The 13298-nt window shown below is 60.4% G+C and carries 17 protein-coding genes and 1 pseudogene; 7 read left to right on the top strand and 11 right to left on the bottom strand.

The features are described 5' to 3' along the window. Window positions 1–16 precede the first annotated feature (16 nt). Together DET50_RS04715 and DET50_RS04710 are read left to right on the top strand one after the other, a co-directional pair. The gene (locus DET50_RS04715; RefSeq protein WP_113861722.1) at window positions 17–964 is read left to right on the top strand and encodes an ABC transporter ATP-binding protein; all 948 of its coding nucleotides are present in this window, start codon (window positions 17–19) and stop codon (window positions 962–964) included. Next, the gene (locus DET50_RS04710) at window positions 964–1707 is read left to right on the top strand and encodes an ABC transporter permease (protein ID WP_113861721.1); all 744 of its coding nucleotides are present in this window, start codon (window positions 964–966) and stop codon (window positions 1705–1707) included. The genes DET50_RS04715 and DET50_RS04710 overlap by 1 nt, the downstream gene beginning before the upstream one ends. Window positions 1708–1737: 30 nt before the next feature. On the opposite strand, the gene DET50_RS04705 is transcribed toward DET50_RS04710, so the two are convergent. Beyond that, entirely contained in the window at window positions 1738–2109 is a 372-nt protein-coding gene (locus DET50_RS04705) for a VOC family protein (protein ID WP_113861720.1), read from the bottom strand. Between the two features lie 175 nt (window positions 2110–2284). Here DET50_RS04705 and DET50_RS04700 point away from each other — a divergent pair, with 175 nt between their 5' ends. Then, window positions 2285–4477, top strand: a complete 2193-nt coding sequence (locus DET50_RS04700; RefSeq protein WP_113861719.1) for an OsmC domain/YcaO domain-containing protein — start codon at window positions 2285–2287, stop codon at window positions 4475–4477. Between the two features lie 40 nt (window positions 4478–4517). On the opposite strand, the gene DET50_RS04695 is transcribed toward DET50_RS04700, so the two are convergent. The 4 genes from DET50_RS04695 to DET50_RS04680 form a co-directional block, all read right to left on the bottom strand. Then, window positions 4518–4877 carry a YciI family protein gene (locus DET50_RS04695; RefSeq protein WP_113861718.1) on the bottom strand — a complete coding sequence of 120 codons (360 nt, stop codon included), beginning with the start codon at window positions 4875–4877 and terminating at the stop codon, window positions 4518–4520. Window positions 4878–4895: 18 nt separating this feature from the next. Then, a complete protein-coding gene (locus DET50_RS04690; RefSeq protein ID WP_113861717.1) occupies window positions 4896–5363 on the bottom strand; it encodes a VOC family protein in 468 nt (155 codons plus the stop codon). Between the two features lie 76 nt (window positions 5364–5439). Beyond that, complete coding sequence (locus DET50_RS04685; RefSeq protein ID WP_113861716.1) at window positions 5440–6672, bottom strand: RNA polymerase sigma factor; 1233 nt, start codon at window positions 6670–6672, stop codon at window positions 5440–5442. A gap of 43 nt (window positions 6673–6715) precedes the next feature. Further along, entirely contained in the window at window positions 6716–7624 is a 909-nt protein-coding gene (locus DET50_RS04680) for a LysR family transcriptional regulator (RefSeq protein WP_113861715.1), read from the bottom strand. Window positions 7625–7786: 162 nt separating this feature from the next. Between DET50_RS04680 and DET50_RS04675 the strand changes: the two genes are divergently transcribed. The 3 genes from DET50_RS04675 to DET50_RS04665 all read left to right on the top strand — a co-directional run bounded on the left by DET50_RS04675 (window position 7787) and on the right by DET50_RS04665 (window position 9616). Next, window positions 7787–8266: a DoxX family protein gene (locus DET50_RS04675; protein ID WP_113861714.1), complete on the top strand. Its 480-nt coding sequence runs from the start codon at window positions 7787–7789 to the stop codon at window positions 8264–8266. A gap of 67 nt (window positions 8267–8333) precedes the next feature. Next, window positions 8334–9143 (top strand): DODA-type extradiol aromatic ring-opening family dioxygenase, encoded by an 810-nt coding sequence (locus tag DET50_RS04670; RefSeq protein ID WP_113861713.1) that lies wholly within the window; start codon window positions 8334–8336, stop codon window positions 9141–9143. 71 nt (window positions 9144–9214) lie between these two features. Then, window positions 9215–9616, top strand: a complete 402-nt coding sequence (locus tag DET50_RS04665) for a DUF2784 domain-containing protein (protein ID WP_113861712.1) — start codon at window positions 9215–9217, stop codon at window positions 9614–9616. A gap of 3 nt (window positions 9617–9619) precedes the next feature. Here DET50_RS04665 and DET50_RS04660 read toward each other — a convergent pair whose 3' ends face one another. The 4 genes and pseudogenes from DET50_RS04660 to DET50_RS19815 all read right to left on the bottom strand — a co-directional run. Next, entirely contained in the window at window positions 9620–10405 is a 786-nt protein-coding gene (locus DET50_RS04660; protein WP_113861711.1) for an OmpA family protein, read from the bottom strand. A gap of 22 nt (window positions 10406–10427) precedes the next feature. Beyond that, the gene (locus tag DET50_RS04655; protein ID WP_113861710.1) at window positions 10428–10805 is read right to left on the bottom strand and encodes a DUF4398 domain-containing protein; all 378 of its coding nucleotides are present in this window, start codon (window positions 10803–10805) and stop codon (window positions 10428–10430) included. A gap of 336 nt (window positions 10806–11141) precedes the next feature. After that, window positions 11142–11615, bottom strand: coding sequence for a hypothetical protein (locus DET50_RS19820; protein ID WP_473741713.1), 474 nt, complete (start codon window positions 11613–11615; stop codon window positions 11142–11144). Window positions 11616–11746: 131 nt separating this feature from the next. Further along, window positions 11747–12094 (bottom strand): annotated as a pseudogene (locus DET50_RS19815) (lactate/malate family dehydrogenase); the annotation flags it as partial. A gap of 89 nt (window positions 12095–12183) precedes the next feature. Between DET50_RS19815 and DET50_RS19570 the strand changes: the two are divergent. Continuing rightward, window positions 12184–12309 (top strand): hypothetical protein, encoded by a 126-nt coding sequence (locus DET50_RS19570; RefSeq protein ID WP_258546045.1) that lies wholly within the window; start codon window positions 12184–12186, stop codon window positions 12307–12309. Between the two features lie 14 nt (window positions 12310–12323). Here the strand turns inward: DET50_RS19570 and DET50_RS04640 are convergent, their stop codons facing one another. Next, on the bottom strand, window positions 12324–12494 hold the full coding sequence (locus DET50_RS04640) for a DUF2897 family protein (RefSeq protein WP_113861708.1): 171 nt from the start codon (window positions 12492–12494) through the stop codon (window positions 12324–12326). A 90-nt stretch (window positions 12495–12584) separates the two neighbouring features. Beyond that, on the bottom strand, window positions 12585–13268 hold the full coding sequence (locus tag DET50_RS04635) for a DUF4396 domain-containing protein (RefSeq protein WP_113861707.1): 684 nt from the start codon (window positions 13266–13268) through the stop codon (window positions 12585–12587). Window positions 13269–13298 lie beyond the last annotated feature (30 nt).

Genomic DNA, 13298 nt, shown 5'->3' with positions numbered 1-13298 from the left:
AAGAGGATTTGTCCGGATGATCGAACTGAAACATGTCACCCGGCGCTTCGGTCCTACCGTCGCGGTGGATAACATCAACCTGACCATCGAAACCGGCGAGGTCTGCGTCCTGGTGGGCAGTTCCGGCTGCGGCAAATCCACCACGCTGCGGATGATCAACCGCCTGTTGCCCCACAGTGAAGGCGAGATCCTGGTGGACGGGGAAGACATCACCACCATGAATGCGGAGCAGCTGCGGCTGAACATGGGGTACGTGATCCAGGGCACGGGCCTGTTCCCCCATTGGACGGTGGCGCGGAACATCGCCATGGTGCCCCAGTTATTGAAGTGGCCCCGGGACCGGATCGACGCGCGGGTCCACGAGCTGATGACCCTGCTGGATCTCGACCCGGCCACCCACGCCAATAAATACCCCCAGCAACTGTCCGGCGGTCAGGCGCAGCGGGTAGGGGTGGCCCGGGCGCTGGCGGCAGACCCGAACATCCTGTTGATGGATGAGCCCTTCGGTGCGCTGGATGCGATCACCCGGGAGAATCTTCAGCTGGAGATGCTGCGCATCCAGAAGCAGGTCCGCAAAACCACCGTTTTCGTCACCCATGACATTGATGAGGCTCTGAAACTGGCGACCCGTATTGCGGTGATGGACCAGGGGCGCATCATCCAGCACGACACCCCCGAGAACATCCTCCGGCGGCCGGCGTCTGAGTTTGTCGAGAACCTGGTGGGCAAACAGGACCGGGGCCTGAAACTGATGAGCCTGCGCCCGGTGCGGCAGCTGATGCAGGCCCATCCGGCGCCGAAACGCCCGGAACCGGGGGCGGAGGGGCTCAAGGAAGAGGACAATCTTCGTCTGGCGCTGTCGGTCATGCTCTGGCAGGGGGCGGAGCAGGTGCCCGTCTTCAATGCCCGAGGGGAGGAGACGGGAGTGATTACCCGTGAACGACTGATTCAGGAAGGCGCCTGATGCGACTCTGGTTGCCGCCTGTCCTGCTGGCCGTTCTCCTGTGCGGACTGAGCGCCGGTATGCCGGCACTGGAGCCGCTGTTTCACTGGGTGCAGCCGGACAAACAGCAGGTGATCTATGAGCGGGAGAGTTTTCTGTTCCTCCTGCAGAACCATTTGCTACTGGTCCTGATCTCCGCGGCGGTGGGCACCCTGGTCGCCGTGGCCGGCGGCATTTTCGCCACCCGTCCCTCGGGCCGCGATTTCCTGCCGCTGGTCAGTCAGGTGGCGTCCATCGGCCAGACCTTCCCGCCGGTCGCGGTGCTGGCGCTGGCGGTGCCGGTTCTCGGTTTCGGGGAAGCGCCGATACTGGTTGCCCTGATGCTCTATGGCTTGCTGCCGATTCTGCGTAACACCCTGGCGGGCCTGGAAGGCATCAGCCCTGCCGTGAAGGAGGCGGCCAGGGGAATGGGCATGTCACCCCTGCAGGTACTGGTGCGGGCCGAACTGCCCCTGGCGGGCAGGGTGATTCTTGCCGGCATCCGCACCTCGGTCACCATCAACATCGCCACCGCAGCCATTGGCTCCACCATCGGTGCCCGAACGTTGGGCGATCCGGTCATTGCCGGACTGGTCAACGGCAACACCGCATATGTGCTGCAGGGGGCGATCCTGATCGGCTTGCTGGCGCTGGCAACCGACAGTCTGTTCGAGGCACTGGAACGAACCTGGGACCGTCGGTTTTCGCCACAAGTGGCGGTTTGATACGCGCCTGTTGAAAGCTTTTCAGTCGGCTCAGCCGAAGTGGTAAAACGCCAGCTTGTTGCCGTCCGGGTCTTTCACGTAGGCCCCATAGAACTGTCCCGGAATCCGTTGTCCCGGCTCGCCGTCACAGGTGGCGCCCAGTTCGATGGCCTTTTTGTAGTGGGCATCGACCGCTTCTTTGGGGCCGGGGTGGATCGCCAGCATGTTGCCGTTGCCCGGGTGGTTGGGCTCTTCGTTAAAGGGAATGCACACCGCCAGCATCGGTTCGCGCATGCTTTTGCCGATGAAGGCAATGCGTCCCATGTCCAGCAGGACCTTGGCGCCCAGATCGCCCAGCAAGTCGCTGTAGAAGGCCTTTGCCCGTTCCATGTCACTGACACCGAGGGTGACGTAGAAGATCATAATGTTTTCTCCTCGTTGATTGATTCAGCACCGTATTTACGAAGGGTGCGATGAAAAGATTAGTCGTCCCTACTCCGTCGCAGTATTACGGAGAGACGGGGCCTTGCAAAAACTGGATAATAGCGCATTTTAGCTTGACGGCTCGCCGAAATTCTCCAAGCCTGGTGCTCCCGCTATGGAAATCAAAGTCAATTTTCTCGACAACCTCCGCCTTGAAGCCAAGTTCGACGACTTCACCGTCGTCACCGATCAGCCCATCCGGTACAAGGGTGATGGCTCGGCGCCGAGTCCTTTCGACTACTTCCTGGCATCCTCAGCCCTGTGTGCGGCCTATTTCGTTCGGGTGTATTGCCTGGCGCGCAATATTCCCACCGACAACATCCGGCTGTCCCAGAACAACATCGTGGACCCGGAGAACCGGTACAACCAGATCTTCAAGATCCAGGTAGAGCTGCCCGAGGACCTGCCGGAGAAAGACCGGCAAGGGATCCTGCGTTCCATCGACCGCTGTACCGTCAAGAAGGTGGTGCAGACCGGCCCGAACTTCGAAATCGAGACCGTGGAAAGTCTGGATGAGGACGCCCAGGCGCTGCTGATGGTGGAGCCGGACAGCGAGCACCACACCTTCATCGAGGGCAAGGACGCACCCCTGGAGCAGACCATCGCCAGAATGACCGGCATCCTGCGTGAGCTGGGCATGAAGATCGAGATTGCCTCCTGGCGCAACATCGTGCCCCACGTGTGGTCGCTGCACATCCGAGATGCCGCCTCGCCCATGTGCTTTACCAACGGCAAGGGTGCCACCAAGGAGAGCGCCCTGTGTTCCGCCCTGGGCGAGTTCATCGAGCGGCTGAACTGCAACTTCTTCTACAACGACCAGTTCTTCGGCGAGGACATCGCCAACGCCGGGTTTGTGCACTACCCGGACGAGAAGTGGTTCCAGCCGGGCCCGGATGACGAGCTGCCCGAAGGCATCCTGGACGACCACTGCCTGACTATCTATAACCCGGAGGGGGAGCTTGGTGGTTCCAACCTGATCGACACCAACTCCGGCCGCGTGGACCGGGGTATCTGCTCCCTGCCGTTCGTGCGCCAGTCCGACGGTGAGGTGGTGTATTTCCCCTCCAACCTGATTGAAAACCTGTTCCTGAGCAACGGCATGAGTGCCGGTAACACTCTGGCCGAGGCCAAGGTGCAGTGCCTGTCCGAGATTTTCGAGCGTGCGGTGAAGAAGCAGATCATCGAGGAAGAGATTGTCCTGCCGGATGTGCCCCGGCATGTGCTGGCGCGCTATCCCGAGATCGTGGAAGCCATCGAGGCGCTGGAAGCCCAGGGCTTCCCGGTGCTGGTGAAGGATGCCTCCCTGGGCGGTCGGTTCCCGGTAATGTGTGTGACCCTGATGAACCCGAAAACCGGCGGCGTGTTCGCCTCCTTCGGGGCCCATCCAAGCTTCCATGTGGCCCTGGAGCGCAGCCTGACCGAGCTGATGCAGGGCCGCAGCTTCGAGGGCCTGAACGATGTGCCGCCGCCCACGTTCAACAGTCTGGCGGTATCCGAACCGAACAATTACGTGGAGCACTTCATCGACTCCACGGGGGTGGTGTCCTGGCGCTTCTTCAGCGCGAAGTCCGACTACGAGTTCAGTGACTGGAACTTCTCCGGCAGCAATGAGGAAGAGGCCGATCTGCTCTTCGGTATCCTCGCGGACCTGGGCAAGGAAGTTTACGTGGCGGTGCATGAGGATCTTGGCGCCCCGACCTGCCGCATTCTGGTGCCGGGCTACTCGGAGGTCTATCCGGTGGAGGACCTGATCTGGGACAACACCAACATGGCCCTGGACTACCGGGAAGACATCCTCAACCTGCACTCCCTGAGTGACGAGCAGCTGGCGGACCTGGCGGAGCGACTGGAAGCGAGCCAGCTCGATAACTACATGACCATCATCAATCTGATCGGCGTGGAGTTTGATGAAAACACCGTGTGGGGGCAGCTGACCATCCTGGAGCTCAAGCTGCTGATCTGCCTGGCCCTGGGCTGGCATGAGGAAGCGCTGGAATTTGTCGAGATGTTCCTGCAGTTCAACGACAACACCGTCGAACGCGGCCTGTTCTATCAGGCCATGCAAGCGGTGCTGGAAGTGACCCTGGATGACGAGCTGGAACTGGACGATTACATCGTCAACTTCCGCCGCATGTTCGGGGACGAGACCATGGACGCAGTGGTCGGCTCGGTGGAGGGCACCGTGCGCTTCCACGGCCTGACCCCGACCAACATGCAGCTGGAAGGCCTCGACAAGCACTTGCGCCTGGTCGAGAGCTACAAGAAGCTGCACGCGGCCCGGGTGCGGGCAGCGGGCCTCAAGGTCTGAAGCATAGGCAAGTCAGCCCTCGGGGCTGACCTGCAACCTCTCAATCCTTGGGAGGCAGTTCCCGAGCCGGTCGCACTTCGATACTGCCGAATCGTGCCGGTGGAATACGGCTTGCCAGTTGGATCGCCTCGTTCAGATCCCTGGCTTCGAGCAGGTAGAACCCCGCAAGTTGTTCCTTGGTTTCCGCGAAGGGTCCATCAGTGATCAGCACCTCCTCATTCCGGACGCGAACGGTGGTTGCGGTATCCACCGGTTGCAGGGGCTGACCGGTCACGAAATGACCCTGGGCTGACAACCGCTCGACGCCGGCCACGCATTCCTGGTTGAGGTCATGCCATTCCTGATCGGTCATCGCATTGATGATGCTTTCCTGGTAATAAACCAGGGCAACGTATTTCATGGTCTGCTCCTTTTGTTGTTACGTGCACTGCTCGAGTCCGCAGCTGATCATCCACTGAAGCCCGTACCGGTCACGGGTCATGCCGAAGCGATGGGCCCAGAAGGTCTGCTCGAAAGGCATGATTACCTGGCCCCCATCGGAAAGCGCTCGGAAGACCCTTTCCGCCTGATCCTCGCGGTCGTATTCCAGGTGAATCTGGGCGCCCTCAGGCTGCTGATATTCGAGGCAATCAGCGCCCATCAGCCTTCGTCCTCTGAGGTTAACGGAGGCATGGACGATCCGATCATGCATGTCAGCGGACACTTCTTCCGCGGCAGGGGTCTCGCCATAGGTAATCATGGCCTCCAGGAGGCCGCCGGTGACTTCGGAATAGAATTCCATGGCCTCACGGCAGGTTCCGGGAAATGCCACATGTATGTTCATTTCCCGTGGCAATTGGCTGTTTTCGGCGGCAGTATCCGCCGCGGCCTCAAGGATTTTGTTCATCTGATGATTCTCCGTTGGTGGTTATATGACTGAGTCGTCCGGCACCAACGGCAATCGACAACATCGGAAACTTTTTTCAGGTAATGGGCCCGAGTGCTGCCAACCTGCGTTGAAGGAAACGTTGCTCGGGGCCCTGGCTGGTCAGCTCTATGGCGCGTTGGTAGGCCGTTGCTGCGGCTTTCGTGTCACCGGCGCGGCGATAGAGATCGGCCCGCACGGCATGGAACAGGTGGTAATTGAGAATTGCTTTTTCCGGGATGAGGGCCTCAAGCAGCCGAAGTCCATCTGCCGGCGTGTCACGCATGGCAACGGCGACCGCCCGGTTGAGTGCGATTATCGGAGAGGGTTGTTGGCGGTAAAGCGCATCGTAAAGCCGGACAATTCGCGCCCAGTCGGTGGTATCGGCCTGAAGCGCTTGGGCATGCACGGCAGCGATGGAGGCCTGCAGGGTGTAGGGGCCGGTGGGGGAAGCGGTCAGGGCGAGTTCAAGGTACTGCAGCCCCTGACGGATGTCTTGCTGGTCCCAGCGGCTACGATCCTGATCTTCGAGGGTCACCAGTTCCCCTTCGGCGTCCTGGCGCGCGTGGCGTCGGGAGTGCTGCAGTCGCATCAGCGCAAGTAATCCGAATACCTCCCCCTGCGGCAGCATGCCGCCAAGCTCCTCGGCAAGTCGGATTGCCTTATTGGCGAGACTGATGTCTACGACCGACTCTCCGTCGCTTCGGGAGTAGCCTTCATTGAAGACGAGGTATACGACTCGAAGCACATCCGGCAAACGCTGCGGAAGCTCTTTCGCGCCCGGAATCTCGTAGGGGATTCCCGCTTCCCGGATCTTTTTCTTGGCGCGCACGATGCGTTGGGCCAGGGTGGCCGGCTTCTGAAGCAGGCCACTGGCTACCTGCTCGGTAGTCAGTCCGCACATTTCCCGAAGTGTCAGGGCTACCCGGGCATCTATGGAAAGGCCGGGGTGGCAGCAGGTGAACAGCAGCCGGAGCTGGTCATCTGCGATGGATTGCTCATCGGGCTCGGGAGCAACGTCCTCACCGTTTGCCAGAAGATGGGAATACTGCCGGGCGGTCTGCTTGCGCCGGATCTGGTCGATGCCCCTGCGTTGACCAGCACGAATCAGCCAGGCGGTCGGGTTGTCGGGGGTGCCTTCCTCCGGCCATTGGCGGATAGCGGCGGTGAAGGCCTCCTGCATAGCCTCCTCGGCCAGCGCAAAATCGCCGAGCAGGCGGATCAGCGTTGCGAGCACCCGTCGGGACTGTTGCTGGTAGAGTTGCCCAAGTGCGAGAGGGTCGTTGGCCATTGGTTTCTGTCCGGGAGTTTCACACCAGTGCAGTCACTTTAGTTCACTCGAAGCGATCCCAGTAGGGCGGTTCGCCGAAGTAGCCGTCGAGAAAGTCGACAAAGCTGCGCACCTTGCTGGCCAGCAGCTGCCGGTGCGCGAACACCGCGAACAGCGCCATTGGTGCCGGTTCGTGGTCCGGCAGGATAACCTGCAGTTTTCCGTCCCGAATTGCAGAGCCTGCGATGAAGGTGGGCTGCAGCGCGATTCCGGCGCCGGCAATGGCGGCTTCCACCAGCACGTCGCCGTTGTTGCTGACCATGTCACCCTCCGAATGTTTCCCCGCGCTCCTCAGCCACCGGTGAACCTGTCCGGTGGCGTCCTGATCCATATAGCTGTAGCGCAGATAACGATGATGCTCGAGGTCCTCCGGGCGCTGAGGGATACCGTGCTGTTTCAGGTAGTCCGGCGAGGCGCACAGCACCAGCCGGACCGGTGCGATGCGCCTGGCGATCAGCGACGAACTCTTCAGGTGGCCGATGCGCAAGGCCACATCAAAGCCTTCCTCGACAATATCCACTTTGCGGTCGTTCAGTTGCAGGTCGATGTCGACGGCGGGATGGGCGTTCTGGAACCCGGTCAGTAAGGGAGCCATGTGGCGGATGGCAAAGGACACCGGGGCACTGATGCGTAACAGGCCCCGGGCCTCGGTCTGCAGGTCGCCCAGCTGGTTTTCCAGATCGTCGATATCGGTGAGCACCTGTTCGGCGCGCTGATGGTAGCGGATGCCGGCTTCGGTCAGATGAAGCTTCCGCGTGGTTCGGTTGAGGAGGCGTACGCCCAGGTGCTGTTCCAGTTGGGAAACGTACTTGCTGACCAGCTGAGGTGACATCTCCAGCCGGTCCGCAGCGCGGGTGAAAGTGCCTTCGTTCACCACGGTGACAAAGGCGCGCATGGCGTCGATACGGTCCATTGGGTCGTCCTGCCTTGTTGTTATCTGCAATTATCAACATATGGTTGATAATAAGCCAACACTGCCCACCTTAGTCTTTCGATCCGGCGATAGTAAAGTGGTCCCATCTTCTGGAGCGGCGCTTCAGAACCCATCAATAGCGAAAGATTCGAGGTGACCCTTATGAACACTCAATTTGCACAGGCGCTTTTCGGTTCCACCGGCGGCTTTGCGGCGCTGGTCCTGCGGGTACCGGTCGGGCTCATTCTGGCGGCCCACGGCGCGCAGAAACTGTTTGCCTGGTTTGGCGGCTATGGTCTGGAAGGCACCGGTCAGTGGATGGCCAGCATCGGCCTGGAGCCGGGCTACCTGATGGCACTGATGGCCGGTAGTGCCGAGTTCTTCGGCGGTCTGGCCCTGGCCCTGGGCTTGCTGACCCGCCCGGCGGCGCTGGTCAGCGCCATTGCCATGCTGGTGGCGATCTTCGCGGTTCACATCGGTAACGGCCTGTTTATGTCCAACAACGGCTATGAGTATGCCCTGACCCTGTTCGTGGTCAGTGTGGCCCTGGCGATTCAGGGTGGTGGACGCTACGCCCTGGATAACGTGCTGCTTGAGCGACTCGGTCGCGGAGCTGCGTACCGCAAGCCTCTCGCGGCATAATCGGCGATATTCAGAACAAAAGGTGCTCCTGGAGTTGCCCGGGAGCTCAGGTTCGGGAGTGACAAACATGCAGAGAACGACCGATGTCTTGTTCATTTCTCACGGTGGCGGGCCGATGCCGCTGCTGGGAGACCCTGGCCATCGCGAGATAGTGGATCGGCTCACCGAAATTGCCGGCAAGCTGCGTAAGCCGTCGGCGATCCTGGTGGTCAGCGCCCACTGGGAAGAAGCGGTGCCGACGGTCACGGCGGGAGCCAACCCGCCGCTGATCTACGATTACTATGGATTCCCCCCCGAATCCTACGCCATCGAGTATCCCTGTCCTGGTGAGCCGGCGCTTGCGGGGCAGATTCATTCGGCCCTGGAGCAGGCTGGAATACCGGCGAGGCTGGACGATCGGCGGGGGTTTGATCACGGCCTGTTTGTACCGTTGAAACTGATGTATCCGCAGGCGGATATTCCGTGTGTGCAGCTGTCACTGGTGAACAGTCTGGATGCGGAGGCCCATCTGGCCATTGGCCGGGCCTTGCAGGCACTGGACTACGACAACCTGCTGGTCATCGGCTCCGGCTTCTCCTTCCATAACATGCGGGCGTTTTTCGCCTCCGCGACCCCGGAGATCCAGGCACGAAACCGGGCCTTCGAGGCCTGGCTGGAGGATACCTGTACCAATGCGGCAATCAGTGAAGTCGAACGGACTGACCTTCTGAAGCATTGGGACCAGGCACCCTATGCCCGGTTCTGTCACCCCCGTGAGGAACACTTGCTTCCGCTGCATGTGTGTTATGGACTGGCGGGGCAGGCCGCCCGGACCCGCTTTGAGGCAACCATTCTTGGAAAGCAGTCCGGGATGTTTTACTGGCGGGTGGGCCGGTAAAGTAGGGGCTGACTCACGGTTTCCGGAGGCTGTGACTGTTGCCATGATGCCGCTGAAAAAACGGGGCTCTCATGTCCCCTGAGCTGTATCTCCTGCTGGCGGATTCGCTGCTGGTCCTGCATGTACTGCTGGTGGTTTTTGTCATTTTCGGGCTGGCGGCGGTTTTCCTGGGCCGTTTGCTGCATTGGCGCTGGGTGCGGAATTTCTGGTTCCGGGTCACTCATCTGGTGGTAATCGGCATTGTTGTGCTCCAGGCCTGGCTTGGCGTGCTGTGCCCGCTGACCGTCTGGGAAATGGAACTGAGGGAGCGAGCCGGCGCGGCCGGCTATGAGGGCTCGTTCATCCAGCACTGGCTGCAATCCCTTCTGTATTACAGTGCCCCGGAGTGGGTGTTTATCCTCACCTATACGGTATTCGGGGGCGTGGTCCTGGCCAGTTGGTTTCTGGTCAGGCCAGGACCGCCCCGGAAATAAGCCTCAGCGTGTCTGAATCACGCCGTTCTCGTCGGAAATGACGATCTCCACCCGCCGGTTCTGCTGTCGCCCGGCACTGGTGTCATTGCTAGCCACGGGATAGGCCTCGCCATAACCCATGACTTCCACCCGGCTGCGGGCTACCCCCTCGGCCATCAGCGCATCGCGCACGGCCATGGCCCGACGTTCGGACAGATCCTGGTTATACGACTCTGAGCCGGTGCTGTCGGTATAGCCTTCGACCCTTACCCGGCGGTCTTCATACTGGAGCATGAAGTCTGACAACCGCTGTACCGTGCGCATGCCGGCTGGCTTCAGGTCGGCCTTGTTGAGGTCGAACAGGACATCGCCGAGGGTCAGCACCATGCCGCGCTCGGTCTTCTCGGCCTGGAGCGCTTCCATTTGAGCACGGAGGGCTTCCGCCTCGTTGGATTTCAGTTGCAGCATGATGTCCTGGCGACGTTTTTCGGCGGAGCTGATTTCCTCTTCCAGCTCGGCGCGCAGGCCCTGCTGTTCCGCAATCTCCGCGTGGCGCTTGGCGAGATAGGCGGCGTGCTCAACCCGCACTAGATCCTCGTCATCCTCCAGCAAGGCTTGCGCCCGATCCAGTTCGGTCCGGGCACTGCGGAGCTGGCTGGAGCCGCTGCGGGCAACGTAGGGATCTTCCTCGATCTCGTTGTAGATCATGCGGGCTTCTTCGATTTTGGCGTTCTGCTCCGGGGCACTGGCACAGCCAAACATCAGCGCCGACAGCCCGACCGTGGTTATCAGGGATAGTGTGCGATTCATGGTGTCGATCTCCTTTCAGGGCTCACTGTTGGTCCATTTCCAGCTGTCTGCGGAGGTTCTCAATGTTGGCATTGATCTCCTCCACGGCGCGCCTGGCTTTTTCGGTCTCGGAGCGTGCTCCGGCCAACTGTGCGTCCACCGCGGCCTGCTCCAGCAAGCGCTCGGCTTCCCTGTATTCTTCCCGATCGATCAGTTCGCGGGCATCGGCCACCTTGTTCTGTGCCTGGTTCAGCAGAACCGGCTCGAACTGACGGGCATCGGCAGCTTCTGCCTGGGTGATGGACCCGGTGGCCAACTGCAAATCACTGTCCGGACGGGGTCCGGGACCCGCGCAGGCCGCGAGGGTCACTGCGAGTCCAAGAATGATGAGGGGGCGTGAGAAACGGATGTGTGGCTGCATGCATGAACTCCCTTGTTCAGACATTTCCTTAAGTAGGGGTGATCGCGACGGTTAAGATTTGAGCAATCCCTACGGAAATATAGCAGCTGGGCAGGGGGAACGCGGGTTTTGATTGAATAATGAGCGAATTCGGGCCCGGGCGTCTGAAAATGGGATCAGTCGGGCCGGAACCGCTGTTACTGCGTACGTTGACGCTCTCGAGGGTTGCGGGCACTTGTCGCCAGTCCGCGCTGACGGCGTGTTCGTACAGGGTGTGAAAGGGGCCGAGGGCCAGGACGCCAAGACCGACGGCCAGAAAGATGAGGCCAAAGAGACTGACCCCGGGCCCATGGGGCATCAACGCACCCGATCGGTTTGCAGGTATTGCTTCTTGGGCAATGAAATGCCGTCGTCGTAGAGCGTGGTGCCCGAGCGCAGGCAGACCGAGAGGTTGCGATGGGACTCCCCGGTTTCCTTTGGCAGCAGGTTTTTCACCGTGTCCATCTCTTTGAGCAGTTCCTGCTCGGACAGAGTCATCTTTTCCCGGGCGAATTCGCCGATCTCCAGCCCCTGGACTATCTGGTAGCGACCATAGTCACAGCGCACCGGGAAAGAATAGATGATGCCTTTCTCGATCCCGTAGCTGCCATCGCTGACAATGCCCATACTTACCCAGTCGTTCTCGGGTGTACCGTTAATCCAGTCGTGCATGTGATGGATGATGGCCTGGGCGGCCGAGGCGGCACTGGAATGGCCGCGGGCGTCGATGATGGCCGAGCCGCGCTTCTGGATCTTTTCGATGAAGGTGTCCCGGTACCAGTCCTGATCCACCTGTGGCAACGCCGGCTCGCCGTAAATGGTGGAGTGGTGCAGATCCGGGAACTGGGTGGGGAGTGGTTGCCCCAGACTGTGATGCGGCGGATATCCTTTGGGTTGGCACCGGTATGGTTGGCCAGCTTGTTGATGGCCCGACCCTGGTGGGCGAAGATCGGTGCGTTGCTGGCAATCAGTTCGCTGCGCTCCATGCCCGGCCCCCGCGGCTTGGCGCCGATCAGCAGCACGTAGTGAGCACCGACCACCCCTTCCTCGAAGTTGTCATGCAGACTGATGCTGTGCAGCAGCGGGAACGCGCAGTCCTCCAGCTCCATGGCAATACCGCGCAACGGCTCCATTGCCTGCGGCATCTCAATCAATTGCAGAATAACCGGCTGATCCCGGCCGATCATTTCACCGGTGGCGATCTTGAACAGCAGGGAGTGGCTGATACTGCCGGCGGCGCCGGTGATGGCGATTCTGACGGGACGTTTCATAGCTAGTAACCATTGTTGTTGTGGATCCGGATTTGCCGGCGTTCACCGGCGAAAACGAGAATAACGATTATGCTTGGAGGATAGAAGGTATGGCAGAGCCTGCGATGGTTTGTCGCAGTGCCTTCTTCAACTGGGGCGCACTTCTCGGGGCGGGTATTGCGTGGTTTCTCGCCAGGGTTGTGCTGGTCTATCTGGCGGCTTTTCTTTTTCGTTAGTTGAGCTCCGTTACTCAATCATTACCCTCGGCTTTGTCTTTTTCCTCCATCTCCGTCTTGCGTTTGCGGATCTTCTCCAGTTTCTCCGGTGGGATGCGCATATGGGCGGAATCGCGCAGCAACATGAGGCTGCCGACAATCAAGGCGAGCGCGAGCAAAATGATGATCCATCCAATCAGAGGCATATCCGTGACCCTCACGCGGAACCAACGTCAATGGTGCACGAGGCCGGACCTTCCTTCCACACCATTTTTGCCGCGCTGGCTCCGGCGGGACTAGTGACAGTGCGCATGCGCTGCCGCGTCGGTGTCTCGCGGATCCCCCATGCCGCCCTTGAGGCCATACTTGATCAGCAACAGATTGGCGGGCCAGGCCGCGAAAAGGCCGAGGGACAGGGATACGTAGAGGGATGACCAGAACAGGGCGTCGCCCATGGTGGACTTGCCGCCGAGATACAGATCGGTAGTGATGGCCACCGATTCCATCACCACGATGGAAATAGTCTCGGCCACGAATGCGCCCTTGAAGGCTTCCTTGAAGGCCATTCCGTTCTGCATCATCGGGCCGATGTTCAGGGCAAAGCCGAAGATATAGGCCAGGGTGAAGGTGATGACAGCGGCCCAGAAGTTCCCCATTGCGAACAGGCCCACGGAGATAATCACACCCAGGATCTCGCCAATGCCGCAGCCGGAATAGCAGTGGGCCACGGAGCGGAAGCCTTTCCGGGACAGGCTGTCTGTCGGAATCTGTTGACGCCCCGAGTAACGGTAGATCAGGACACCGATGGGCCCGGAATACAGAACTGTGAGGGTCCAGACCCATTGCATCATGGAGGCAATGTGGCTGTTGTTGGTGCGCAGATCGTACACAACCCACGCTACACTGGCAGCAACGAGTGCGAGCCAGATACCGAGTCCGCTCCAGCTGTCGATCAGGGTCTGAATCTGGTCAATACTCATGGAAGAAGGGTCCTGTCCGGAGAGTTTGTG

Source organism: Marinobacter pelagius, assembly GCF_003315345.1.
Classification (GTDB): Bacteria; Pseudomonadota; Gammaproteobacteria; order Pseudomonadales; family Oleiphilaceae; genus Marinobacter; species Marinobacter pelagius_A.
This window is presented reverse-complemented; position numbering and strand designations above follow the sequence as displayed.